The sequence below is a fragment of the Microbacterium sp. K36 genome, from assembly GCF_004794355.1.
Taxonomy (GTDB): domain Bacteria; phylum Actinomycetota; class Actinomycetes; order Actinomycetales; family Microbacteriaceae; genus Microbacterium; species Microbacterium paraoxydans_D.
On the sequence record NZ_SSDN01000074.1, the window covers coordinates 1 to 24521 of the forward strand.

Annotated in this window: 21 protein-coding genes; 13 read left to right on the plus strand and 8 right to left on the minus strand. The window is 69.5% G+C overall.

Annotated elements, in window-relative coordinates:
* From DW296_RS08385 to DW296_RS08395, 3 genes are all read right to left on the minus strand, one after another.
* Positions 1 to 307: biotin/lipoyl-containing protein (locus DW296_RS08385; RefSeq protein ID WP_342588950.1), on the minus strand; the 307-nt coding region annotated here is incomplete at its 3' end.
* Between the two features lie 66 nt (positions 308 to 373).
* The gene (gene lpdA, locus DW296_RS08390; RefSeq protein ID WP_136051864.1) at positions 374 to 1747 is read right to left on the minus strand and encodes a dihydrolipoyl dehydrogenase; all 1374 of its coding nucleotides are present in this window, start codon (positions 1745 to 1747) and stop codon (positions 374 to 376) included.
* A gap of 5 nt (positions 1748 to 1752) precedes the next feature.
* Positions 1753 to 3231: a leucyl aminopeptidase gene (locus DW296_RS08395; RefSeq protein WP_136051865.1), complete on the minus strand. Its 1479-nt coding sequence runs from the start codon at positions 3229 to 3231 to the stop codon at positions 1753 to 1755.
* Between the two features lie 114 nt (positions 3232 to 3345).
* Here DW296_RS08395 and DW296_RS08400 point away from each other — a divergent pair, with 114 nt between their 5' ends.
* The 3 genes from DW296_RS08400 to DW296_RS08410 all read left to right on the plus strand — a co-directional run bounded on the left by DW296_RS08400 (position 3346) and on the right by DW296_RS08410 (position 6379).
* Positions 3346 to 4287, plus strand: coding sequence for a proteasome assembly chaperone family protein (locus DW296_RS08400; RefSeq protein WP_060921805.1), 942 nt, complete (start codon positions 3346 to 3348; stop codon positions 4285 to 4287).
* A gap of 167 nt (positions 4288 to 4454) precedes the next feature.
* Positions 4455 to 5687, plus strand: coding sequence for an RNA polymerase sigma factor (locus DW296_RS08405; protein WP_136051866.1), 1233 nt, complete (start codon positions 4455 to 4457; stop codon positions 5685 to 5687).
* Positions 5687 to 6379, plus strand: a complete 693-nt coding sequence (locus DW296_RS08410; RefSeq protein ID WP_071328695.1) for a coenzyme F420-0:L-glutamate ligase — start codon at positions 5687 to 5689, stop codon at positions 6377 to 6379. The genes DW296_RS08405 and DW296_RS08410 overlap by 1 nt, the downstream gene beginning before the upstream one ends.
* A gap of 98 nt (positions 6380 to 6477) precedes the next feature.
* On the opposite strand, the gene DW296_RS08415 is transcribed toward DW296_RS08410, so the two are convergent.
* The gene (locus DW296_RS08415) at positions 6478 to 7494 is read right to left on the minus strand and encodes a sugar-transfer associated ATP-grasp domain-containing protein (protein ID WP_136051867.1); all 1017 of its coding nucleotides are present in this window, start codon (positions 7492 to 7494) and stop codon (positions 6478 to 6480) included.
* An 84-nt stretch (positions 7495 to 7578) separates the two neighbouring features.
* Between DW296_RS08415 and DW296_RS08420 the strand changes: the two genes are divergently transcribed.
* Together DW296_RS08420 and DW296_RS08425 are read left to right on the plus strand one after the other, a co-directional pair.
* Positions 7579 to 8283, plus strand: coding sequence for an alanine racemase (locus DW296_RS08420; protein WP_240743038.1), 705 nt, complete (start codon positions 7579 to 7581; stop codon positions 8281 to 8283).
* Positions 8284 to 8294: 11 nt separating this feature from the next.
* A complete protein-coding gene (locus DW296_RS08425; protein WP_136051868.1) occupies positions 8295 to 9332 on the plus strand; it encodes an alanine racemase in 1038 nt (345 codons plus the stop codon).
* A 26-nt stretch (positions 9333 to 9358) separates the two neighbouring features.
* Here the strand turns inward: DW296_RS08425 and DW296_RS08430 are convergent, their stop codons facing one another.
* A complete protein-coding gene (locus DW296_RS08430; RefSeq protein ID WP_025103577.1) occupies positions 9359 to 9577 on the minus strand; it encodes a DUF7455 domain-containing protein in 219 nt (72 codons plus the stop codon).
* Positions 9578 to 9758: 181 nt separating this feature from the next.
* On the opposite strand from DW296_RS08430, the gene DW296_RS08435 reads away from it, so the two are divergent.
* A complete protein-coding gene (locus DW296_RS08435; protein WP_446724134.1) occupies positions 9759 to 11870 on the plus strand; it encodes a DNA gyrase/topoisomerase IV subunit B in 2112 nt (703 codons plus the stop codon).
* Between the two features lie 60 nt (positions 11871 to 11930).
* Here the strand turns inward: DW296_RS08435 and DW296_RS08440 are convergent, their stop codons facing one another.
* Positions 11931 to 14372, minus strand: a complete 2442-nt coding sequence (locus DW296_RS08440; protein ID WP_136051869.1) for a DNA gyrase/topoisomerase IV subunit A — start codon at positions 14370 to 14372, stop codon at positions 11931 to 11933.
* Between the two features lie 44 nt (positions 14373 to 14416).
* Here DW296_RS08440 and DW296_RS08445 point away from each other — a divergent pair, with 44 nt between their 5' ends.
* Positions 14417 to 15538 (plus strand): alkaline phosphatase family protein, encoded by a 1122-nt coding sequence (locus DW296_RS08445; protein WP_136051870.1) that lies wholly within the window; start codon positions 14417 to 14419, stop codon positions 15536 to 15538.
* Between the two features lie 18 nt (positions 15539 to 15556).
* On the opposite strand, the gene sepH is transcribed toward DW296_RS08445, so the two are convergent.
* Positions 15557 to 16603 (minus strand): septation protein SepH, encoded by a 1047-nt coding sequence (sepH, locus tag DW296_RS08450; protein ID WP_136051871.1) that lies wholly within the window; start codon positions 16601 to 16603, stop codon positions 15557 to 15559.
* 199 nt (positions 16604 to 16802) lie between these two features.
* Here sepH and DW296_RS08455 point away from each other — a divergent pair, with 199 nt between their 5' ends.
* Positions 16803 to 17096 (plus strand): DUF4193 domain-containing protein, encoded by a 294-nt coding sequence (locus DW296_RS08455; protein ID WP_060921810.1) that lies wholly within the window; start codon positions 16803 to 16805, stop codon positions 17094 to 17096.
* A gap of 74 nt (positions 17097 to 17170) precedes the next feature.
* Here DW296_RS08455 and DW296_RS08460 read toward each other — a convergent pair whose 3' ends face one another.
* Entirely contained in the window at positions 17171 to 17635 is a 465-nt protein-coding gene (locus DW296_RS08460; RefSeq protein ID WP_136051872.1) for a DUF3093 family protein, read from the minus strand.
* 12 nt (positions 17636 to 17647) lie between these two features.
* On the opposite strand from DW296_RS08460, the gene dut reads away from it, so the two are divergent.
* The 5 genes from dut to dxs all read left to right on the plus strand — a co-directional run bounded on the left by dut (position 17648) and on the right by dxs (position 24517).
* Entirely contained in the window at positions 17648 to 18118 is a 471-nt protein-coding gene (gene dut, locus DW296_RS08465; RefSeq protein WP_168429000.1) for a dUTP diphosphatase, read from the plus strand.
* The gene (locus tag DW296_RS08470) at positions 18115 to 18702 is read left to right on the plus strand and encodes a DUF3710 domain-containing protein (protein ID WP_025103569.1); all 588 of its coding nucleotides are present in this window, start codon (positions 18115 to 18117) and stop codon (positions 18700 to 18702) included. Before dut ends, DW296_RS08470 begins: the two co-directional genes overlap by 4 nt.
* The gene (locus DW296_RS08475) at positions 18699 to 19433 is read left to right on the plus strand and encodes a DUF3159 domain-containing protein (RefSeq protein ID WP_136051873.1); all 735 of its coding nucleotides are present in this window, start codon (positions 18699 to 18701) and stop codon (positions 19431 to 19433) included. Before DW296_RS08470 ends, DW296_RS08475 begins: the two co-directional genes overlap by 4 nt.
* A gap of 108 nt (positions 19434 to 19541) precedes the next feature.
* Positions 19542 to 22421: an aconitate hydratase gene (locus DW296_RS08480; protein ID WP_197426452.1), complete on the plus strand. Its 2880-nt coding sequence runs from the start codon at positions 19542 to 19544 to the stop codon at positions 22419 to 22421.
* Between the two features lie 155 nt (positions 22422 to 22576).
* Positions 22577 to 24517 (plus strand): 1-deoxy-D-xylulose-5-phosphate synthase, encoded by a 1941-nt coding sequence (gene dxs, locus DW296_RS08485; RefSeq protein ID WP_025103566.1) that lies wholly within the window; start codon positions 22577 to 22579, stop codon positions 24515 to 24517.
* Positions 24518 to 24521 lie beyond the last annotated feature (4 nt).

Sequence of the window (24521 nt, forward strand, 5' to 3'; positions counted from 1 at the left end):
CGGGGGCGGCGGCTTCGGCCGGAGCGGCCTCGGCGGCAGCAGGGGCATCGCCGGCAGGGGCCGCGCCGCTGCCGTCACCGATGCGGGCCAGCAGAGCACCGACCTCGACGGTCTCGTCCTCGGCGACGAGGATCTCCTCGATGACGCCGGTGACGGGGGAGGGGATCTCGGTGTCGACCTTGTCGGTCGAGATCTCGAGCAGGCCCTCGTCCGCCTGGACGGTGTCTCCCACCTGCTTGAGCCAGCGGGTGACCGTACCCTCTGTGACGCTCTCACCGAGAGCGGGGAGGACCACGGATGTGCTCATGACTGAGTCTCCTTCAGAAGTTGTATGACGCTTGTCTAGCTTAGTGACTCGGGCACCGGTTGGTGCTCAGAGGGCGTGCAGGGGCTTTCCGGCCAGCGCGAGGAAGGCTTCGCCGAGTGCCTCGCTCTGGGTCGGGTGGGCGTGGATGAGCGGCGCGATGTCCTCCGGGTGGGCTTCCCACGCGACCGCGAGCTGCCCCTCGGTGATGAGTTCGCCGACGCGGTCGCCGAGGAGATGTACACCGAGGACGGGACCGTCCTTGAGGCGGACGACCTTGACGAGGCCGCCCGTGCCGATGATCTCGCTCTTCCCGTTCCCCGCGAGGTTGTACTCGTAGGAGTGGACGGCATCGGCACCGTGCGCGGCGACCGCCGCCTCCTCCGTGAGACCGACCGAGGCGACCTCGGGGCTGGAGTAGGTGACCTTCGGGATCTGCACGTCAGGCACGTTCACGGGGGAGAGGCCCGCGATGCGCTCGGCGACCGCGATCCCCTGCTGGAACCCGCGGTGGGCGAGCTGGAGGCCCGGGACGATGTCGCCGACCGCCCAGATGCCAGGGACGCCGGTGCGGAGCTCGTCGTCCACTGTCACGAACCCACGGTCCAGGCGCACTCCGGCTTCCTCGAATCCCAGGTCGGCGGTGGCGGGGCCGCGGCCGACGGCGACGAGGAGGTAGTCGGCGGTGAACTCCTTGCCGTCCTCCAGTGTGACGGTCACGGAGGAGTCGTCCTGCGTGGCGGTCTGGAAGCGTACGCCGAGCGAGTACTGGATGCCGCGGCGACGGAAGGCGCGCTCGAGGCCCTTGCTCATCGCGATGTCCTCGTTCGGGACGAGGTGGGGCAGCGCCTCCACGATCGTCACCTCGGCACCGAAGGAGCGCCACACGCTCGCGAACTCGACGCCGATCACGCCGCCGCCCAGGATGAGCACGCGCTCGGGGATGACGTCCAGGGCGAGTGCCTGCTCGCTGGTCAGGATGCGTCCGCCGATCTCCAGCCCGGGCAACGAGCGGCTGTAGGAGCCCGTGGCGAGGATCACGTCCGTGCCCACGTAGACGTCGTCGCCCACGCTGACGCTCCGGTCCGTGTTGAGGCGGCCGAGCCCGGGGACCGTCGTGATCCCGCGCGCCTTCACGAGCCCCTCGAGGCCCTTGTACTTCTTGGCGACGATGCCCTCGCGGTACGTGCGCACGCCCGCGGGGTCGATCCCGCCGAACGAGGCCGTGACGCCCACGGAGGAGGCGTCGCGCACGTGGTCCGCCACCTCGGCGGCGTGCAGCAGCGCCTTCGTCGGGATGCACCCGCGGTGGAGGCATGTGCCTCCCACCTTGTCCTTCTCGATCAGCGCGACGGACTTGCCGAGCTCGCTGGCTCGCAGTGCCGCGGCGTACCCGCCGCTGCCGCCGCCCAGGACGACGATGTCGAAGGTGTGGGTTGTCATGGGTGTCATGCCTCCGGGTGGGATGCTGCTTCGGCGAAGGCGATGATCGATCGGACCATCGCCCCCGTGGGGCCCTTCTCGGTGAAGCCGTAGGGGGCGCCGGCGTGTTCACCGGAGCCCGCGATGTCGAGGTGCACCCAGGGGATGCGCGGCGCGTCATCCGCGTCCGAGGTGCGGCCGACGAAGCGCCGCAGGAAGAGGCCGGCGAACGAGGCGCCGCCCATCCGGTCTCCCATGTTGGCGTTGATCATGTCGGCGATGGGGGAGTCCAGCGTCTCCTCCATGTAGGCGGGCAGAGGCATGTGCCACGCCGGCTCTCCCGTGCGCGCGGCGGCGGCGAGGAACTCCGCGACCGTCTCGTCGTCGCCGAAGACGCCGGTGTGGCGGTGGCCGAGGGCCGCGACGATCGCGCCGGTGAGGGTCGCGACGTCGATGATGACGTCGGGATTCTCCCGGCTCGCTGCGACCAGCCCGTCGGCGAGGACGAGGCGCCCCTCGGCGTCGGTGTTCAGCACCTCGACGGTGGTGCCGTCGAGGATGCGGATGACGTCGCCGGGGCGGAGGGCACGACCGGAGGGCATGTTGTCGGTGATGCAGAGCCACGCCGTCACATGCACGGGGAGGCGGAGAGCGGCGATGGCGCGGAGCGCGGCGAGAGAGGTCGCGGCACCCGCCATGTCGAACTTCATGCCGACCATCGACGCGGCCGGCTTCAGGGAGAGCCCACCGGTGTCGAACGTGATCCCCTTGCCGACGAGGGCGATGTGGCGCTGCGCGTCCGCGGGCGCGTAGTCGAGGCGGACGAGGCGCGGCGGTCGGTCGGATCCCTGGCCGACGCCGAGGATGCCGCCGAAGCCCTGTTCCGCGAGAGCGGTCTCGTCGAGGATCTCCACGGTGACATCCAGGTCCGCGACGCTGTCGGCAGCGCTCTGCGCGAGCTGCGCGGGGCTCTGCCACTCGGCGGGCACGTTCACGAGGTCTTTGACGAGGGCGACAGCTTCGCCGGTGGCATGGGCGCGGGCGATCGTCTCGTCGTCGAGCGGGGCGTGGACGACGACCGCCGTCGCCCGCTTCTTCCTGCCGTTCTCGGCGCGGTAGTCGTCGAAGCGGTAGCCGCCGAGGACGGCGCCCTCCGCCGCGGCGGCCGCGTGCTTCTCGAGCCCGGCCGCGAGGCCGAGCGCGACCGTGTCGAAGCCGGTCAGGGAGCGGAGAGCCACGCCGGCTGCGCTCCGAACGGACGCGTCGTCGATGGTGGAACCGACGCCGACGACGGCGAAGGGCAGGCTCGTCACCTGCGGCGCATAGACCCTGGTGAACCCGCCGGCGGCGCCGGTGAAGCCGATGCCCGCCAGGACGTCGGCGAGACCGGGATGAGCCGCCAGCGACTCGGCCGACTCGGAGAGATCGGGGACGACGAGCACTGCGGCATCGGCAGCGCTTCCGGGGAACTGATCGGTGGTGTGCGAGAGCACGGGAAGCGTCATGCTCTCCATCCTAGGATCTCTGCACCGGGGTCGTCGGTCCGGCGGCCGGGGTGTGTTCGCTCTCAGCGAGACACGTCAGAGCCCGGCTCCGGGTGCGGCTCGTAGCATGGAGACATGCCCTTCTCCGGAGAGATCCACGAACGCGTCGCGAACGCCCCCGCGGTGCCCCACGGCCTGCCTCTCGTGATGCTGCTCACCGGTTTCACCGACGCAGGCAGTGCGGTGTCCGGGCTCATCGATCACCTGCGGGAGACGACGTCGCCGCAGCCGCTCGCGATCTTCGACAACGATGTGCTCCTCGACTACCGCGCGCGCCGCCCGGTCATCTCGTTCGACCAGGACCACCTCGCCGAGTTCCGCCCGCCGCGCCTCGAGCTCTCCCTCGCCACGGACGCGCTGGGACGCCCGTTCCTGCTGCTCACCGGGTATGAGCCCGACTTCGCGTGGAATGCCTTCGCGGAGACCGTTCTGGATCTCGCTGCGGAGTTCGAGGCCTCGGGACTGCACTGGGTCCACTCGATCGCGATGCCCGTGCCGCACACGCGTCCCATCGGGACGACGGTGAGCGGGAATCGGCGCGATCTCGTGGTGTCGCACTCCGTGTGGCGTCCGCGTACGCAGGTCCCGGCGACCGCGGGTCACCTGCTCGAGTTCCGGTTCGCGGAGCGGGGCGAGCGCGTCGTCGGCTTCGTGCTGCTGGTGCCGCATTACCTCGCCGAGACCGAGAATCCGGAGGCGGTCAGCGCGGCAGCGGAGAAGCTGATGGCCTCGACCGGGCTCGTGCTCATGCTCGACGCAGTCCAGGAGCGGCGTGCGGACTACATCGCGAGGGTGGACGAGCAGGTCGCCGCGAACGACGAGCTGCAGCAGATGGTGCACAACCTCGAGCGGCGGTACGACGCCTACATGGCCGGTCGTGACCCCGAGGACGACTCGTACGACGAGGGCGGGTTCAGCGAACGCGACCTGCCCAGCGCCGATGAACTCGCGGCCGAGCTTGAGCGCTACCTCGCCTCGCGTCCGTCCGGCGACGAGGACAAGCCGGGGCGCGGCTGAATCTCTCGCAGCGGATCGCCCTCGAATGCGTCCTCATCGCCATACGTGTGCGATACTAGGAGTCCGACCCGTTGTCAATCAGTGTTTTCGAGCGCTGGACTTGACAAGGGTCTTACTAGTGTCCGAAATGTCCCGGGGTCTCCCAGCGGCCCCGTGAAAGGCGAAACGTGACTCCTGCCACGACGAAGAACACGCGGACGAAGAAGGCCGATCAGATCACCGCGGATCCCGAGGTCGAGGACGTCGAAGCGACCGAAGCGGCTCCCGCGCCCAAGCGTGCCGCGGCCAAGCGCGCCCCCGCGAAGAAGAAGAAGGCGGACGACGTCGTCGAAGAGGACGACGCCGCTGCGGCCGAAGACGCCGCGGGCGACGAGGAGGAGGACGACACGAAGCCGGCCTTCACCGAGCCGCTGCCGACCGGTGCGATCGTCATTTCCTCCAAGGATGACGAAGAGGTCCCGGTCTACTCGACTCAGATCACCGGAGCCACGGCGGACCCGGTCAAGGACTACCTGAAGCAGATCGGAAAGGTCGCGCTGCTGAACGCGGCCGAAGAAGTCGAGCTCGCGATGCGCATCGAGGCGGGTCTCTTCGCGGAGGAGAAGCTCTCCGCGATGTCCCCCGCCGAGAAGACGAGCCAGCTCGGACTCGACCTGCAGTGGGTCGCCCGTGACGGTCAGCGCGCGAAGAGCCACCTGCTGGGCGCGAACCTCCGTCTCGTGGTCTCTCTCGCCAAGCGGTACACCGGTCGGGGCATGCAGTTCCTGGATCTGATCCAGGAGGGCAACCTCGGTCTCATCCGCGCGGTCGAGAAGTTCGACTACACCAAGGGCTTCAAGTTCTCGACCTACGCCACCTGGTGGATCCGTCAGGCCATCACCCGCGCCATGGCCGACCAGGCCCGCACGATTCGCATCCCGGTGCACATGGTCGAGGTCATCAACAAGCTCGCCCGCGTGCAGCGGCAGATGCTGCAGGACCTCGGTCGCGAGCCCACTCCGGAGGAACTGAGCCGCGAGCTCGACATGACGCCGGAGAAGGTTGTGGAGGTGCAGAAGTACGGCCGCGAGCCGATCTCGCTGCACACCCCGCTCGGTGAAGACGGAGACAGCGAGTTCGGTGACCTCATCGAGGACACCGAGGCCGTGGTCCCTGCCGACGCCGTGGGCTTCACGATGCTGCAGCGTCAGCTCGAGCAGCTCCTCGACTCGCTCTCCGAGCGGGAGGCCGGCGTGATCCGGATGCGCTTCGGCCTGGGCGACGGTCAGCCGAAGACGCTCGACCAGATCGGTGACACGTTCGGCGTGACGCGTGAGCGCATCCGCCAGATCGAGTCGAAGACGATGGCCAAGCTGCGCCACCCGAGCCGCTCGCAGTCGCTGCGGGACTACCTCGAGTGATGCAGGCGAACGAGGGCAAGGCGCTCGAGACGAGCGTCGACGGAAAGAGCTACGCGCGGATTCCGCTGCGCACCCGTGTCGTGATGCCGGACGACGATCTCGACGCCATCATCACGGAGTACGCGAAGGCTGCCGTCCAGCCGGGCGACCTGCTGTTCGTGACGGAGAAGATCGTCGCGATCACGCAGGGTCGGTCCTACCGCTTGGACGAGATCAAGCCGCGCAAGCTCGCGCTGTTCCTGTCGAAGTACGTCACCCGCACGCCGTACGGCATCGGTCTCGGCATGCCGGAGACGATGGAGATGGCGCTGCGCGAGTGCGGTACGCCGCGCATCCTCTTCGCGGCGGCCGTCTCGGCGGTCACCAAGGCGTTCGGGCGCAAGGGCGATTTCTACCGCATCGCGGGGGACAAGGCCCGCGCGATCGACGGCCCGACGAAGCACACCATCCCTCCGTACAACGAGGCTGTGGTGCTCGGGCCGAAGGACCCGGACCGGGTCGCGGCGCACCTGAAGACGCTGATCGGCGGCCAGGCCGAGGTGGCCGTGGTCGACATCAACGATCTCGGCGGCAACATCCTCGGCTCCACCCTGGACAAGGCGGGGGAGCTGCGTCTGGTGAAGATCCTCGGGGACAACCCACTCGGCCAGGGCCTCGAGTCCACCCCGCTCGGCATCGTCCGCGCGGTCTGAGCAGGCCGAACCACCCCTTTTCAAACGAACCGGCCCCTTGCGTGCAAACGCAAGGGGCCGGTTCGTATGTAAAGGGCCGGGTCGGCGCTTCGACAGGCTCAGAAGCCGATGACCTCGCGATACCGCGGCTTGTGGCCGGTGCGGATGCCGGTGACGCTGGGCTTGTTCTCGTACACGCCCGCACCCCAGTTGCCCTCGACAAGCACGGGGCCGTCCGGGGTCACGACGACGTCCCACCCGACGTACTGCACCTGCGGCACGACGCGGGCGACCTGATCGATGAACGCGCGCACCTCGTCCATGTAGGGCAGCTGGAAGTCGGCGATGCGGAACCCGGAGTCCGGGTGCGTCTCGTGGACGTGGCCGTGCGAGTCGTAGCCGGCCCCCACCGCGTGCCCGTTCTCGTCGAGCATCGTGTAGAAGCCGCCGAAGGTCATCTGGTCGCTGACCGCGCCGCGTCCGAACTTCTGGGCCATCGCGAGGATGTGTGCCTTCTCGCCGTCGAAGAACGCGGTGATGCGCGTGGTGTTCACGGTCCCGGGGCACACGGCCGCCAGGTCGTCGTGCTGACGGATGACCTCTTCGATCAGCAGCTCGCCGCGATCCAGGAGGCCGCGGTGGAACTCGGTCCAGTCCGTGATGTCGGCCGCGTGATACCGGTGCACGCCGGTTCCGGCCTGGCCGACCGGCTCCTTCGTGACGATTGTGCCGAGGCGCTCCGTCAGAGCGCGGACCTCGTCCGCGTTCCCCTCCTCGACCACCATCCACTCCCGATGGAGGTGCGCGGAGAACTTGCGGTTGAACTCGATCTTGTCCTGGAAGATCCAGCGGAAGTCGGGGTGGTCGTACTTCTGCGAGAGCTGGTTGGACACGGGGTGCGTCATGTACGTCTCGCGCTCGGCACGGTTGAGCATCGCGAAGTCGTAGTCGATGTAGTCCTGGAACCCCACGTTGTGACGAGCCGCCGACCAGAGCATGTCGGCGACGATCGTGGGCACGGGCCGGTTGTGCTGGGCCGAGGCCTCCCTGGCCCGTTCGAACACCGAACCGACGTCGATGCGGCGGGCGCGGCTGAGGAGATAGCGGATGCGGGGCGCGAGAGAAAGACGTGACATGAAGCTCCGGGTCTAGGGGTCGACGTCCCAGTCTACGCGGGGAGCCCCCAGGCTCCTGGGAGCGCGGAAGCTAGTCTGGAAGACGTGTGTGACACGAGTTCGAGTGCGCTTCCGCAGGCGATGATCTCGCGATCGGCCCTCGCGGCCGGCGCGTCCACGGCGATCCGGGCGGGGGGTCGCCGAGCCGACCTCCGGCGCGATGCGTGGGGACATGGGCTGCTCGCCGTCGCTCAGGCAGTGACCGCCGCGGGGGCGGAGGAGGTGCTCGTGGACTCTCCCGGAGAGGTCGAGGCGCTCCGTCTCGAAGGCATCACCGCCACCACCACCGGACTGCCGGACCTCGATCCCGGTCTCCTCTACGGGCTGCCGTCCGCACAGGGACTCCCGGCGACGCCTCCGGTCATGCGCCTGGTCGGCCGGGTCATGTCCACCAAGCGTCTCCGGGCGGGGGAGGCCGTCTCCTATGGCTACACCTTCCGTGCGGCGGAGGACACCGTCGTCGCGCTCGTGACGGGCGGCTACGCCCAGGGCGTCGTCCGAAGCCTCGGCAATCGGGTCGACGTGGAGATCGACGGTGAGCCTCGTCCCATCGTCGGACGTGTCGCGATGGACGTCTGCGTCATCGATCTCCAGGGCACCACGGCGGACGTGGGCGACGCGGTGACCTTCTTCGGCGGTGCCGGCCCCGCGTCCGGCGCCATCGCGCGCTGGGCGACGCTCACCGGGATGACTCCGGCAGAGCTCGTCGCCGTCCCCGGGGCGCACGCCGTGCGCGGATGGGAGGCATGATGGGTGGCCCGATGCGCCCCGAACTGCGTCTGGACAGCGCCGTGTTCCGCACGAACATCCAGGCGGTCCGAGACCGCCTGGGCGACTCCGCGCTGATGCTGGTCCTCAAGGACGACGCCTACGGCCACGGGCTCCGCTGGGCGGTCGAGACGGCTCTCGAGGCCGGAGTGACCTCTTTCGGCAGCTACGACGTGCGCGGGGGCGTCGAGGTCCGGCGTATCGCGGGCGGGGAGGTGACGGTGTTCGCCTGGGCGACCTCGACCGATGAGGAGATCGACGAGGCGCTCCTGCAGGACATCGAGCTGGGCGTCGGCACAGTCGAGTACCTCCGACGGATCATCGCCCGGGCGGAGGTCCTCGGCGCGCGTGCCCGGGTCCACCTCAAGATCGACACCGGGCTGCACCGCAACGGCGTGCGGCCGGAGGACTGGGAAGGCGCGGTCGCCGAAGCTCGGGAGGCGGAACGCTCCGGTGCCCTCGCCCTCGTCGGGGTATGGAGCCATATCGCCGAGGCGAGCGACGCCGAGGACGACGAGGCGCACGCCGTGTTCCTCGACGCCGTCCACGTCGTCGGCCGCTCCGGGCCGCGGCCGGCGTCCCTGCACCTCACAGCCTCGGCGGCGTCCTGGTGGCGACCCGAGCTGCGCGGCACCGTGTCGCGCGTCGGCGCGTTCTGCTACGGCATCCGCTCGGCGGACGGCCCGGATCTCGACGGCGTGCGCCCCGCGGCCCGTCTCGTCGCCCCGGTGGTGCGGGTGGAGGGCGAGAGCGCGATCATCGCCGTCGGGAGTCTGGACGGCGTCCCCTCCACGCTGACCGGGATGACGGTGGGCACCCCCGCCGGCTCGCGTGCGGTCTCGACCATCGATGTCGCCACGATGACGGTCGAAGGCTGGCCGGAGATGGCGGTCGGCCACGAGGTGACGATCTTCGGCCCCGGCGCACAGGGGGAGGAGACAGCAACGACCCTCGCCGAGCGGATCGATACGGTGGGCGAGGAGATCCTCACCCGCCTCGGTCCGCGGATTCGGCGGAGGGTCGTGGACTGAACCGGTTCAGCCGGCTCAGGCGCTGATCAGACCGTCTCGATGAGACGAGCGGTCTCGTCGTGCCAGCTCGTGGCCACGCTGCGCAGCTTCTCTTCGTACTTGCGGCCGTGGTGGGCGCAGAAGAGCAGTTCGGAACCGTTGACCTCGGCGGCGATGTAGGCCTGCGCTCCACACGAGTCGCAGCGGTCCATCGCGGTCAGGCGGTACTCGACAGCGGAGGTCTCACGTTCGGTCGTTGCATTCATCTCGGGGCCTCCTCGGGTGTCGGCGTCCTTGTTGGTCGTGCTCAATACAACCACGCTGCACCTGGGGGCATGCCCGGTCGACGGCGTGTTTCGCTCAGCGCGTACGCGCGCACCCGCGAAGGCGGCGCCCCGGGGAGTGTCTGCGAGGGGCGGCTCCCTCCCGCGAATAGACTCGGAGATTGTGAATGCCGAGTACTCCGCCCATCATCTCCAGGTGCTCGAAGGACTCGAAGCGGTCCGCAAGCGCCCCGGCATGTACATCGGCTCGAACGGTTCGCCCGGGCTCATGCACTGCCTCTGGGAGATCATCGACAACTCCGTCGACGAGGCGGTGGCAGGCAACGGCTCGCGCATCGACGTCATCCTCCACGACGACGGCAGCGTCGAGGTGCACGACCGCGGTCGCGGCATCCCCGTCGACGTCGAGCCCCGGACCGGTCTGACCGGTGTCGAGGTCGTTTACACCAAGCTGCACGCCGGAGGGAAGTTCGGCGGCGGCTCCTACGCCGCGTCGGGCGGTCTCCACGGCGTCGGCGCCTCGGTGGTGAATGCGCTCTCCGAGCGCCTCGACGTCGAGGTCGACCGCGGCGGCAAGACCTACGCGATGTCCTTCCACCGCGGCGAGCCCGGCATCTTCCAGGACTCGGGGGAGAAACGGCCCGATGCGCCCTTCACCCCGTTCGAGGAGAACAGCGAGCTGCGGGTCGTGGGGAAGGCTCCGCGCGGGGTCACCGGCACCCGCGTGCGCTACTGGGCGGACCGTCAGATCTTCACCAAGGACGCCGCGTTCCAGCTCGCGGAGCTCGAGACGCGGGCGCGACAGACGGCATTCCTGGTCCCCGGGCTCGAGATCGTGGTGCGCGACGAGCGCGCCGCGAGCGCCGTGGTGGGGGAGGACGGCACCCCGACCGGCCCCGTGGAGACCTCGTACCTCTACGAGGGCGGCATCTCCGAGTTCGTGGAGTACCTGGCGGTCGACCCGCCGGTGACCGACACCTGGCGCATCCAGGGCGAGGGCACGTTCACCGAGACCGTCCCGGTCCTGCAGCCCGACGGGCACATGGTGGCGACCGAGGTCGAGCGCGTGTGTGCGGTCGACATCGCCCTGCGCTGGGGCACCGGCTACGACACCCGTATCCGCTCCTTCGTCAACATCATCTCCACGCCCAAGGGCGGCACCCATCAGCAGGGCTTCGAACAGGAGCTGCTGAAGGTCCTGCGCAGTCAGGTCGAGCAGAACGCCCGCCGGCTCAAGGTCGGCAACGACAAGCTGGAGAAGGACGACGTCCTCGCCGGCCTCACCGCGGTGCTCACGGTCAACGTGCCGGAACCGCAGTTCGAGGGTCAGACGAAGGAGGTGCTCGGCACGCCCGCCGTGCGCCAGATCGTGGCTCAGGTGATGCGGAAGGACCTCCAGCAGCGGTTCACCTCCACCAAGCGCGACGACAAGAGCCAGGCCACGCAGCTGCTCGACAAGATCGTCTCCGAGATGAAGGCCCGCGTGTCGGCACGGGCGCACAAGGAGACGCAGCGCCGGAAGAACGCGCTCGAGTCCTCGACCCTGCCGACCAAGCTCGTCGACTGCCGGACGAACGACGTGGAGCGCAGCGAGCTCTTCATCGTCGAGGGCGACTCGGCCCTCGGCACGGCCAAGAACGCGCGCAACAGCGAGTTCCAGGCGCTGCTGCCGATCCGCGGGAAGATCTTGAACGTGCAGAAGGCCTCGGTCGGCGACATGCTGTCCAACGCCGAATGCGCGTCGATCATCCAGGTGATCGGGGCCGGTTCCGGTCGGACCTTCGACATCGACGCGGCGCGCTACGGGAAGATCATCCTCATGAGCGACGCCGACGTCGACGGCGCGCACATCCGCACCCTCCTGCTCACGCTGTTCTTCCGCTACATGCGGCCCCTCATCGAGCACGGGCGGGTCTTCGCGGCGGTGCCGCCGCTGCACCGGATCATCGTCATCAACCCGGGATCGAAGCCGAACGAGACCATCTACACCTACAGCGAGCAGGAGCTGCACGCGCTCCTCGCCAAGCTCCGCAAGGCCGGCAAGCGCTGGCACGAGCCGATCCAGCGCTACAAGGGTCTCGGCGAGATGGACGCGGAGCAGCTCGCGAACACGACGATGGACCGCTCCGGTCGTCTGCTCCGTCGTGTGCGGATGGAGGACGCGGAGGCGGCGGGCCGGGTCTTCGAACTGCTCATGGGCAACGAGGTCGCTCCGCGACGCGAGTTCATCATCGACTCCGCCGACCAGCTCTCGCGCGAATCCATCGACGCCTGACGGCCACCGCGACGAAGAAGGGGACTCGGCGACGCCGAGTCCCCTTCCTCGTGGAACGGATCAGACGAGTGTGCGGCCGATGCTGCCGATGACCCCGTCGATCGGCTGGCCGGAGGCATCGCGTCGTGCCCCGACGTCCGGGAGCTTGCGCACCGCGCCGGTGGGGTCGACGGCCAGGGCCGGGTTCGGGCCGACCCAGGCGACGGTGAGGCGGTCCTCGCCCTTCAGGAAGGCGTGTGCGCGGACGCCACCGGTCGCGCGGCCCTTCGACGGGTACTCCGTGAAGGCCGAGACCTTCGCGCGGCCGGGGTCGGTCCCGGGCAGGATGCTCTCCGCGCCGGAGACCGTGGCGACCACAGCCTCGGTGTCGGGGGCGACGGCGCCGAAGAAGAGGACCGTGGCGCCGGAGCCGAGCTTGATGCCCGCCATGCCACCCGCAGGTGCCCCCTGGGGGCGTACCGTCGAAGCCGAGAACCGCAGGAGCTGCGCGTCGGTGGTGAGGAACACGAGGTCGGCGTCATCCGCAGCGTCGGCAGCACCGACCACGGCGTCGCCGGCCTTGAGGCCGATGACCTCGAGGTCGGGGCGCACCGGAAGAGTCGACGGCACGATCCGCTTCACGATGCCCTGAGCGGTGCCGAGGGCGACCGGGGTCTCGCTGTCGAAACGGACGAACCCGAGGATGCGCTCGCCCTTGGTCGTGATCCCCAGGTAGTCGCGCAGCGGGGTCCCCGCGGCGAGCTGCACGGAGGTGCCGGGCACCGAGGGCAGGTCGACGGGGGAGAAGCGGACGACGCGCCCCGTGCTCGTGAGGGCACCGACCTCACCGCGGACCGTCGTCTCGACGGTCGCGAGGATGGCGTCGTGCTTGCTGCGCCGGGCAGGAGCCGTCAGCTCCTGTCCTTCGCCGAGGTCCACGCGCACGGCGCGGCCCGTGGTCGAGAGGACCACCGTGGTCGGTGCGTCGGCGATCTGCAGATCCACCGCGCCCTTCGTCGCGCGAGGTTTCGGAGGGGCGGCGTTCATCAGCAGGGTGCGACGCGGCGTGCCGTAGGCCTCGGCCACGGCGTCCAGCTCCTGGGCGACGGCCGCGCGCAGCAGCGCCGGGCTGGCGAGCAGCTCGCGCAGGGACGCGATCTCCGCGAGGAGGGCATCCCGCTCCGCTTCGAGCTCGATGCGCGAGAACTTCGTCAGACGGCGCAGACGCAGCTCGAGGATGTACTCGGCCTGCGGCTCGCTGAGGTCGAACACGGAGCGGAGCCGGGTGCGGGCCTGCTCGGTGTCGTCCGACGACCGGATGACCTGGATGACCTCGTCGATGTCGAGGATCGCGATGAGCAGACCCTCCACCAGGTGCAGGCGCTCCTCCCGACGGGCGAGACGATAGCGGCTGCGGCGGGTGATGACCTCGATGCGGTGGCCGACGTAGACGCTGAGCATCTCCTTGAGCCCGAGCGTGCGGGGCTGGCCGTCGACGAGGGCGACGTTGTTGATGCTGAAGGAGTCCTCGAGCGGCGTGAGTCGGTACAGCTGCTCCAGAACGGCGTTCGGGTCGAATCCGGTCTTGATCCCGATGGCGACGCGGAGACCGTGGTTGCGGTCGGTGAGGTCGGTGACGTCGCTGATGCCCTGGAGCTTCTTCGCCTGCACCGCGTCGCGGATCTTCTCGATCAGACGCTCCGGGCCGACCATGTACGGCAGCTCCGAGACGATGATGCCCGTGCGCCGGGGGCCGAGCGGCTCGATCGACGTGCGTCCGCGGACCTTGAGGGCGCCGCGACCGGTCGTGTAGGCGTCCTTCACGCCGTCGAGCCCCATGAGGATCCCACCCGAGGGGAAGTCGGGGCCCGGGACGTACTCCATGAGGTCCTCGGTGGTGGCGTCCGGGTTCTCGAGCAGGTGGGTCGCCGCGGCGACGACCTCGATGAGGTTGTGCGGCGCCATGTTGGTCGCCATGCCCACGGCGATGCCGCTGGCGCCGTTGACGAGCAGGTTCGGGAAGGCCGCAGGCAGCACGGCGGGCTGCTGGAACTGGCCGTCGTAGTTCGGGATGAAGTCGACGACGTCCTCGTCGAGGTTCTCGGTGAGCGACAGCGCGGGGGCCGCGAGACGCGCCTCGGTGTACCGTGCGGCGGCGGGTCCGTCGTCCAGGGAGCCGAAGTTGCCGTGGCCGTCGACCAGCGGCACCCGGAGGGCCCACTCCTGCGCGAGACGGACGAGCGCGTCGTAGATCGCCGAGTCGCCGTGGGGGTGCAGCTTTCCCATGACCTCGCCCACCACGCGGGCGCTCTTCACGTGACCGCGGTCAGGACGCAGCCCCATCTCCGCCATCTGGAACAGGATCCGTCGCTGCACCGGCTTGAGGCCGTCTCTGGCGTCCGGGAGTGCGCGCGAGTAGATGACGGAGTAGGCGTACTCCAGGAACGAGCCCTGCATCTCGTGGGAGAGATCGATGTCCTGGATGCGTTCCTCGACAGGCTCGGGCGGCGGGGTTTTCGGCATGGACTTCCTGAGGGCGTACGGGAGCCTGTGTCAGACTGGCTCGGATGTCCTTCATGCTACCGTCCGCGCCGCCCGGCGCCCGGAGCGTCGTCGGGGTGGCGGACGACCTGTGCGCCGCTCTCCGAGGCGAATCCGCCACGCTACCGCGCGCCGATTCGGCCGTGCTCGTGGTGATCGACGGTCTCGGGGCGATCAGCCTCCGGGGCCACGCCGGCCATGCCCGCTCGCTGACCGCTTCCATGACGAAGAAGGACATCGCCCAGACGGTGTTCCCGACGACGACGACGGCGGCGCTGACCAGTCTCACCACGGGGGCCTGGCCGGGGGAGCACGGCCTCGTCGGGTACCGGGTCAGGGATCCGGAACGGGACGTGCTCGTGAACCAGCTCAGCGGGTGGGAGACGGACGGCCTGGATCCCCTCACCTGGCAGGGGACGCCCACCGTGTTCGAGCGCGCGGCGTCGGTCGGACGAGAGACCTTTGCCGTCGGACTCGCGACCTACGCGCACAGCGGCTTCACGCGGGCGACGCTGCGGGGAGCGACCTTCGTGCCCGCCGCGACGCCGGAGGAGCGGGTCGAGGTCGCCTACACGCTGGCCGCGGAGCATCCGGGCTCGCTGGTGTACTGCTACCTTCCCGAGGTCGACAAGGCGGGCCACAAGCACGGTGTCGCGTCCGCCGAGTGGGTGGCCGCGTTGGAGCGGATCGACGGGGCGCTGTCGCTCCGTGTCCCCCCGCGGGTCGGCGTGGTGGTCACCTCTGATCACGGGATGGTCGATGTGCCGTTCCACCGCCAGGTGGTGCTCGAGGCGTCGCATCTCGCGGATATCCGTCACGTGGGCGGCGAGCCCCGCATGCTGCACCTCTACCGTGAACCGGACGCCGATGCCGCGCTGGTTGCGACGCGTCTTCGCCGTGACCTTGAGGGCGCGGCCGATGTCGTCACCCGCGCGGAGGCGGTGGAGGCCGGGCTCTTCGGTCCGGTCGTGCGAGACGAGGTCCTGGAGCGCATCGGCGACGTCTTGGTCATCGCCACGGGAGTCCGGGCGCTCTACGACGGCACGGCCGACGACCAGCGCAATCGCGGCATGGTGGGGCAGCACGGGGCGCTCACGCCGGATGAGATGCGGGTTCCCTTCCTACGGTTCGGGTCGTTCGCCTCCTGAGGCGCAACCCGTGACCGATCACTCGTCGGTGCGCGCTCCGAAGACGATCTCGTCCCACGACGGCATTGCGTTCCGGCGGCGCCGACGCCCGCTGCCGTCGCTGTCCCCGGCAGCAGGCTGACGCGGCGCGGGCTCAGGAGCCTCGGGCTCGTCGTCCGGCTCCTCCAGGGCGGCGAACAGGGCGATGGGGTCGGACTCTTCCGGAGTCTCCTCGATCTCGTGCTCGATCGGCGACGGTTCCCGCTGGCCGCGACGGCGGCGCAGGGCTTCGAGGAGGTCGGCGGTCTCCGGACTCGTCGAGGCGGAGTCGGGTGCGCGATTGATCGCGGCGTCCTGGACCGCCGGCGCCGACCGCTCGGGCTGGGCCGGCTCGTCGGCCTCTGCAACCGGAGTCGGGACCAGACGAGGACCGAAGGCACCGGAGTCGAAGCGGCTGTCGTCCTTGTAAGGAGAAGCGGCACGGTCGGCCTCCACCGCCCGCAGGCGTGGGATGAGGCCCTCCGGGAGCGAACCCTGGCGGGAGAGCTGCGTGGCGTCGGCGTTCAGGGGGGAGAGGGCGCTGCGCCGCGGATCGAAGCTCCAGCGGGCGTCATGCTCGACGTCGTTGGCGGAGAACTCCAGCTTGATGATCCAACCGGACTCCTCCTTCCAGCTGGCCCAGCGTTCGGACGACGCGGCCACCTCGGCGAGCTTGGCGCGGACCGCAGCTCCGAAGGTGGGCTGCGCGTCCGGCTCGACCTCGCTGCCGATGAGGACGGGCACGGCGAGGGCCTGGCCGATGATGTGCTCACGCTCGGCGAGGACCGGACCCTCGAAGCGGGCGACGTCGTCGACGCTGATTCCGAGGAGCTCGGCGACCTCCGCGGCGGTGAGACCGGCACGGATCTGCGCCTGGATGTCGCGTGGGCTCGCAGCGAGCTTCTGGGCGGCCGGCTCGGCCTGGCGGGTCGCGCGGCGGATCTCCCGCTGCAGCACGGCGTCGATGGGCAGCGCGAACCGCTCGCCCGCCTCGGTAGCGAGGACGAGCACTCCTGCCTCTGTGCCGACGATGGTGACGTTTTCCATGCGAATGCCCCTCTGATGGGTGTGCGTTCATGGTGTCACGCCGGGCTCGCCGGAACGGGGAATACGGCGGGCGTGCCGTGAGTTTGCCCTGTCGCATGGGAGGGCATTTGCGAAACGCCCGCCGGTCATGCAAACTATGGCCGCCGATTACCCGACGGCGCACCCGCCCACTCGCACCATGAAAGTGGAGATTCACCGCATGGCAACCGATTACGACGCTCCCCGAAAGAGTGAAGACGACTCCGAGTCGATCGAAGCCCTCAAGGAGCGTGTGCCGGACAAGCTGTCCGGCACGACCGGAGACGAGGACTCCGACAACCCGTCGAGCTTCGACCTCCCTGGCGCGGACCTCTCCGACCTCGAGCTGGATGTCGTCGTGCTGCCCGCGCAGCAGGACGAGTTCACCTGCATGAGCTGCTTCCTCGTGAAGCACCGCTCGCAGCTCGACCACGAGGGACCCGATGGCCCCATCTGCAAGGAGTGCGCTGCCTGAGCAGCCCTCTGAGCGACGCCCCACGCGCCCCCGACCATCCCGGTCAGGGGCGCGCTGTCGTCTGCGGGGTGCGGTCAGTCCCGTGCGGCGCGGATGGCCGCGGCGAGGCGGTCGGGCGTGCGGGTCGAGATCGTCCAGGCCACGACGGGGTCAGCCTCGTCGGTGTTCGGCACTACCACGACGCCATCGATGCCGCCGCGGATGAGGTGCCACCCGCGTGCGGGGAGCTCGGGTCCTCTGGCGCTTCGCGCGTCCTCGCCGGTCAAAGCCATCGGCTCACCGAGATAGCGCACGTCGATGTGAGCAGGCCCGGCGCGGAGTACGCCGTCCTGCACCGCCACCACCGGAGCGAGGGCGAGGGCAGCCACCACGAGGAGCGCCGAGACCGCCGCGCCGAGGAGCAGCGCGAAGGTCGAGCCGACCGGCACGAAGATCAGGGACACCATCGGTCCCGCCAGGGCGATGGTGACCAGCAGCCACAGGCTGGGGGCCAGTCGTTCGTGGTAGCGGGGACGTGCGTCCGTTGCGGGGTTCTGCATTAGCCTCATGGGGTGACCGATTCCGTTGATGTCCCCATTATCGCCGCAGTGGTCCCCGGCTATGCGCATCCGGGCGACGCCGGAGCCGATCTCGTCGCCGCCGAGGCCGTGCGGCTGGAGCCGGGGGAGCGGGCTCTCGTGCCCACGGGCGTGCGCATCGCGCTGCCGGACGGCTATGCGGCCTTCGTAGTGCCCCGCAGCGGTCTCGCGGCGAAGCACGGCATCTCGATCGTGAACTCTCCCGGCACCGTCGACGCCGGCTACCGGGGCGAGATCAAGGTCAGTCTGATCAACACGGACATCCACAGCGCGTACGATGTCGCCGTCGGCGATCGCATCGCACAGCTCATCGTGATGCCCGTCACCCGGGCCCGGTTCCTCCCGGTCGACGAGCTGCCGGACAGCGTCCGCGGCGCCGGCGGATTCGGCTCGACCGGCTACCAGGCACAGATCCCCGAGAACGAAGCAGGACAGGCGAAATGACCGACAGCAACGAGACTCCCTCCAAGTCGGCGCCGGAGAACCGCGCCACCGAAGGCCCGTTCGACGACTCCGAGGCGAACCCCGTCCGCCCGTACATCGACCTCGGCGGGATCAAGATCCTGCCGCGCGAGGGCCTGAACCTGCGGCTCGAGGTGGAGGAGCAGAGCAAGCGCATCGTGGCGGTCGGGCTCGACTACGCCGAGTCCTCGCTCCAGGTGCAGCCGTTCGCGGCTCCCCGCAGCGGTGGTCTCTGGGACGAGACGCGCGTGCAGCTCCGCGACCAGGTGAAGGCGCAGGGCGGTCGCGTCGAGGAGCGGGAGGGGCCGCTCGGCAAGGAGCTCCTCGCCGAGGTCCCCGCGACGGCCAGCGAGGGCTCTGGCCTGCGTCTGGCGCGCTTCATCGGCATCGACGGTCCGCGCTGGTTCCTCCGAGGCGTGATCGGCGGCGCGGCGGCGTCCGACCCCGAGGCCGCGGCGAAGGTCGAGGACCTCTTCCGCTCCATCGTCGTCGTGCGCGGGGGAGCACCCATGCCGCCGCGCGACCTCATCCCCCTGAAGATGCCGGCGACGCCGGGCTCCGCGTGACGACGCCGGACGCCGAGGAGCCGCGCACACAGAGCGCGTCGGAGATCCTCGGAGCAGCACTCGGCGGCGCGGCGCGCAAGGCGGGACTCGACCCGGCGGAGAGCGCGAGCACGCACAAGGTCGTCTGGTCGGCCATGGGCGGCTGGCGCGGGATCCTGGAATCGGTGCTGCCGAGTCTCGCGTTCGTCATCCTGTTCACCCTCCGACCGGAGCCTCTACTGCTGCCCCTCGGGGTGTCGGTCGGTCTGGCCGCCGTGTTCACCGTCGTCCGTCTGGTGCAGAAGTCGCCGCCGTCGGCCGCCCTCGGCGGGCTGATCGCGGCCGTGGCTGCCGCCGGGCTGGCGCTGTGGACGGGGCGCGGCGAGGACAACTTCGTCCCCGGCCTCATCACGAACGCGGTCTACGGCTCGGCGATCCTCGTCTCGGCCCTCATCGGCTGGTCCGTCATCGGGCTCGCGGTCGGCTTCCTCATGGGGGAGGGCACCGCCTGGCGCTCCGACCGTCGCAAGCGACGCGCGTTCTTCTGGCTCGGCATTGCCTGGGCGGCGCTGTTCTTCGCGCGGCTGATCGTGCAGTTCCCGCTGTACCTGGCCGGCGACGTGACGGCTCTCGGAACCCTGAAGCTCGTGATGGGGCTGCCGCTGTTCGCGCCGCTGATCGCGGTGACCTGGCTGGTCGTCCGTGCGCTCTATCCCCGCGCGTCGTCGTACGACGACCCCGCGGCGGCGTGATAGATTTATCTCGACATCAAGATAAATCACGGGCTTTCGCCGGTGACCAGCGCGGAGCAGACTGGTTAGGTCCCCCTTGCTAGCCGCGCGGCCGCACCGGCGAGCAAGATGGAGGCGCCTGTCGCTCCCATCCGAATAGAAGGAGACGGATTCGTGTCCACGGTGAACAGCTTCGGTGCCAAGAGCACCCTGACGGTCGGCAGCACCGACTACGAGATCTTCCGCATCGACACGGTGCCCGGTTTCGACAAGCTCCCCTTCAGCCTCAAGGTCCTCCTGGAGAACCTGCTTCGCACCGAGGACGGCGCGAACGTCACGAAGGCGCAGATCGAGGCGCTCGGGTCGTGGGACGCCAACGCGGAGCCCAACACGGAGATCCAGTTCACGCCGGCGCGCGTGGTCATGCAGGACTTCACCGGCGTGCCCTGCATCGTCGACCTCGCCACGATGCGTGAGGCCGTCACGGCGCTCGGCGGCGACCCGAACAAGATCAACCCGCTCTCGCCGGCTGAGATGGTCATCGACCACTCCGTCATCGCCGACCTCTTCGGCACCGAGAACGCCCTCGAGCGCAACGTCGAGATCGAGTACGAGCGCAACGGCGAGCGGTACCAGTTCCTCCGCTGGGGCCAGACCGCGTTCCAGGACTTCAAGGTCGTACCCCCCGGCACCGGCATCGTCCACCAGGTGAACATCGAGCACCTGGCGAAGGTCATCTACGACCGCACCAACGGCGGCGTCCTCCAGGCCTACCCCGACACCTGTGTCGGCACCGACTCGCACACCACGATGGTCAACGGACTGGGCGTGCTCGGCTGGGGCGTCGGCGGCATCGAGGCCGAGGCCGCGATGCTCGGCCAGCCCGTGTCGATGCTCATCCCACGCGTCGTCGGCTTCAAGCTCTCGGGTGAGATCCCCGCCGGCGTGACCGCGACCGACGTGGTGCTGACCATCACCGACATGCTGCGCAAGCACGGCGTCGTCGGCAAGTTCGTCGAGTTCTACGGCGAGGGCGTCGCCTCGGTGCCGCTGGCCAACCGCGCGACGATCGGCAACATGTCGCCCGAGTTCGGCTCGACCGCCGCGATCTTCCCGATCGACGACGTCACCCTCGACTACCTGCGCCTCACCGGCCGCAGCGAGGAGGCCGTCGCGCTCGTCGAGGCCTACGCCAAGGAGCAGAAGCTCTGGCACGACGCCTCCCACGAGCCGGTCTTCAGCGAGTACATGGAGCTCGACCTCGGCACAGTCGTCCCGTCCATCGCCGGCCCGAAGCGCCCGCAGGACCGCATCCTCCTCTCCGAGGCGAAGACGCAGTTCGAGCAGGACATCCTGAACTACGCCACGGCGTCGACCAGCGACGACATCGTCGACCTCGAGTCCAAGCACTCCTTCCCGGCGTCCGACCCCGGTCAGGTCCCCGGCGAGGAGGAGCCGACCACGCGTCCCGTGCACATCAGCAGCGGCGCGCCGGCGAACGTGTCGAACCCGGTCCCGGTCACGACTCCCGAGGGCGAGAAGTACATCCTCGACAACGGCGCCGTCACCCTGGCGGCCATCACGTCGTGCACCAACACGTCCAACCCGTCGGTGATGATCGCCGCCGGCCTCCTCGCCCGCAAGGCGCGGGAGAAGGGCCTCAAGCAGAAGCCGTGGGTGAAGACCACGCTCGGCCCCGGCTCGAAGGTCGTCACCGACTACTACGAGAAGTCGGGTCTGGACAAGGACCTCGAGGGCCTCGGCTTCTACACGGTCGGCTACGGCTGCACCATCTGCATCGGAAACTCCGGGCCGCTCATCGAAGAGGTCTCCGAGGCGATCAACTCGCACGACCTCGCGGTCACGGCCGTCCTCTCGGGCAACCGCAACTTCGAGGGCCGCATCAGCCCGGACGTGAAGATGAACTACCTGGCCAGCCCGCCGCTGGTCATCGCGTACGCCCTCGCAGGCTCGATGCACTTCGACTTCGAGACCGACGCGCTCGGCAAGGACGCGGACGGCAACGACGTGTTCCTCAAGGACATCTGGCCCTCGCCGGACGAGGTCCAGGAGATCGTCGACTCGTCGATCTCGCGCGACCAGTTCATCAAGCAGTACGCCACCGTGTTCGACGGTGACGAGCGCTGGCGCAACCTGCCCACGCCGGACGACGACACGTTCCAGTGGGACGAGAACTCGACGTACGTGCGCAAGGCCCCGTACTTCGACGGCATGACGATGGAGCTCACCCCGGTGAAGGACATCGAAGGTGCGCGCGTCATGGCGACGCTCGGCGACTCGGTCACCACCGACCACATCTCGCCGGCCGGCAACATCAAGCCGGGCACCCCCGCGGCCCAGTACCTCACGGAGCACGGCGTCGACCGCAAGGACTTCAACTCCTTCGGCTCGCGCCGCGGCAACCACGAGGTCATGATCCGCGGCACCTTCGCGAACATCCGCCTGAAGAACCTCATGGTCTCGGCCGTGAACGACGGGCAGGTCGTCGAGGGCGGCTACACCCGCGACTTCACGCAGCCGGGCGGCCCGCAGTCGTACATCTACGACGCGTGCATGAACTACGCCGAGCAGGGCACCCCGCTCGTCGTCTTCGGCGGCAAGGAGTACGGCTCCGGCTCGTCCCGCGACTGGGCGGCCAAGGGCACGAGCCTCCTGGGCGTCAAGGCCGTGATCACGGAGAGCTTCGAGCGCATCCACCGTTCCAACCTCATCGGCATGGGCGTCGTCCCGCTGCAGTTCCCCGCCGGCGAGAGCTGGGAGTCGCTGGGTCTCGACGGCACCGAGATCGTCTCGATCACGGGACTCGAGGAGCTCAACAACGGCGTCACCCCGAAGACGGTCAAGGTCACCGCCACCCCGAGCGAGCACTCGCCCGAGGGCAAGCAGACCGTCGAGTTCGACGCGGTCGTCCGCATCGACACCCCCGGTGAGGCGGACTACTACCGCAACGGCGGCATCCTGCAGTACGTGCTGCGCTCGCTCGTCTGAGCCGCGACGACGAAGGGGCTCGTGTCCACGGACACGGGCCCCTTCGGCGTGTCAAGGGTCTCCCGCCCTCGGGGGATTCCCGGCTCCGAGCGGTAGGATCGGGAAGACGTCCGCACCCGTTCGGACGCTCTGTCGAGGCCTGTGAGGAGGCGCAGATGCCCATTCTTCCGAGCATCTCTGGACCGCGCGATCTTGATCGGCTCTCGCCGGAGCAACTGGAAGAACTTGCTGCGGAGATCCGGGCTTTCCTCGTCGAGAACGTCTCGCAGACGGGTGGGCACCTCGGTCCCAACCTCGGTGTCGTGGAGCTCACGATCGCCCTGCACCGTGTGTTCTCCTCGCCGGACGACCCCTTCATCTTCGACACCGGCCACCAGTCCTATGTCCACAAGATCCTCACCGGCCGCCAGGACTTCTCGAAGCTGCGCGTCCGGGAGGGGCTCGCGGGCTACCCGCAGCGCGCGGAGAGCCCGCACGACGTCGTCGAGTCCTCTCACGCCTCCAGCTCGCTGAGCTGGGCCGACGGCGTGTCCCGAGCGCTCACCGCGACCGGCCGTGCGGACCGACACGTGGTCGCGGTCGTCGGCGACGGCGCGCTGACCGGCGGCATGACGTGGGAGGCTCTGAACAACATCTCCGACGACAACGACCGCAACCTCGTGATCGTCGTCAACGACAACGGCCGCTCCTACGCGCCGACCATCGGCGGCATGTCCCGCTTCCTGAACCGGGTCCGCACCGCGGCGGCGTACAAGGATCTCCACCACAAGTCCGATCGCCTCTTCCGCGCGTTCGGACCGGTGGGTCGAGCGGTGTTCCGCGGAGTGCGCGGCGGCACCCACGGATTCCTCTCGCGGTTCACCAACAACGAGGCCCTGTACTCCAACCTCGACATCAAGTACCTCGGTCCCGTCGACGGCCACGATCTTCCGGCGCTGCTGGAGACCCTGGAGCTGGCGAAGTCCTACGGCGCACCCGTCATCGTGCACGCGATCACCGAGAAGGGCCGCGGGTATCAGCCGGCCCGCGACGATGAGGCCGACCAGTTCCACGCGGTCGGCAAGATCGACCCGACGACGGGGGAGACGCTGTCCTCGGGCGGCCGCGGGTGGACCGACGTCTTCTCCGACGCCCTCGTGAAGGTCGGCGAGCGCCGCTCGGACGTGATCGCCATCACCGCGGCGATGCTCCGGCCCACCGGCCTCGCCCCCTTCGCGGAGCGCTTCCCCGACCGTGTCTACGACGTCGGCATCGCCGAGCAGCACGCGGTGGCCTCGGCCGCCGGACTCGCGTACGGCGGCCTGCACCCGGTCGTCGCCGTGTACGCCACGTTCATGGGACGGGCGTTCGACCAGGTGCTCATGGACGTCGCGCTGCACCGCGCGGGCGTGACCTTCGTGCTCGATCGGGCCGGCGTCACGGGTCCCGACGGCCCGAGTCACCACGGCATGTGGGATCTGGCCATGCTGCAGATCGTCCCGCACATCCGCATCGCGGCGCCCCGTGACGGTGCGCGTCTGACCGAGGCGCTGGACGAAGCGGTCGCCGTCGAGGACGCTCCGACCGTCATCCGCTTCCCGAAGGGCGACGTCTCGGCCGATCTGCCGGCGCTCGAGCGCCTCGCGGACGGCGTGGACGTGCTGGCGCGCGGCGAGGGCGAAGACGTCCTCATCGTCGCCATCGGCCCGTTCGCCGCTCTGGCTCTCGACGTGGCCGACCGGCTGCGCGCCCAGGGCATCGGCGCCACCGTGATCGACCCGCGGTGGGCGATCCCGGTGCAGCCCTCGGTGGTCGAGCTGGCGGCGCGGCATCGCCTGGTGATCACGCTGGAGGACGGCATCCGCGTGGGTGGCATCGGCACCCGCGTGCGGCAGGTGCTCCGCGAGGCGGGGATCGACACGGCGGTGGACGAGCTGGGCCTTCCCGACGAGTTCATCGATCACGCGTCGCGCGATCAGATCCTCGCCGACGCCGGTCTCACCGCCTCGAAGATCGCCCAGGACGTCGTGGCGCAGGTGCTGGGCACCCGCATCCCGAAGGCCCGCCACGCCGGTGAGACCGGCGCGATCGAGCTCCCGCTCCACGAGCGCCACTGACGCG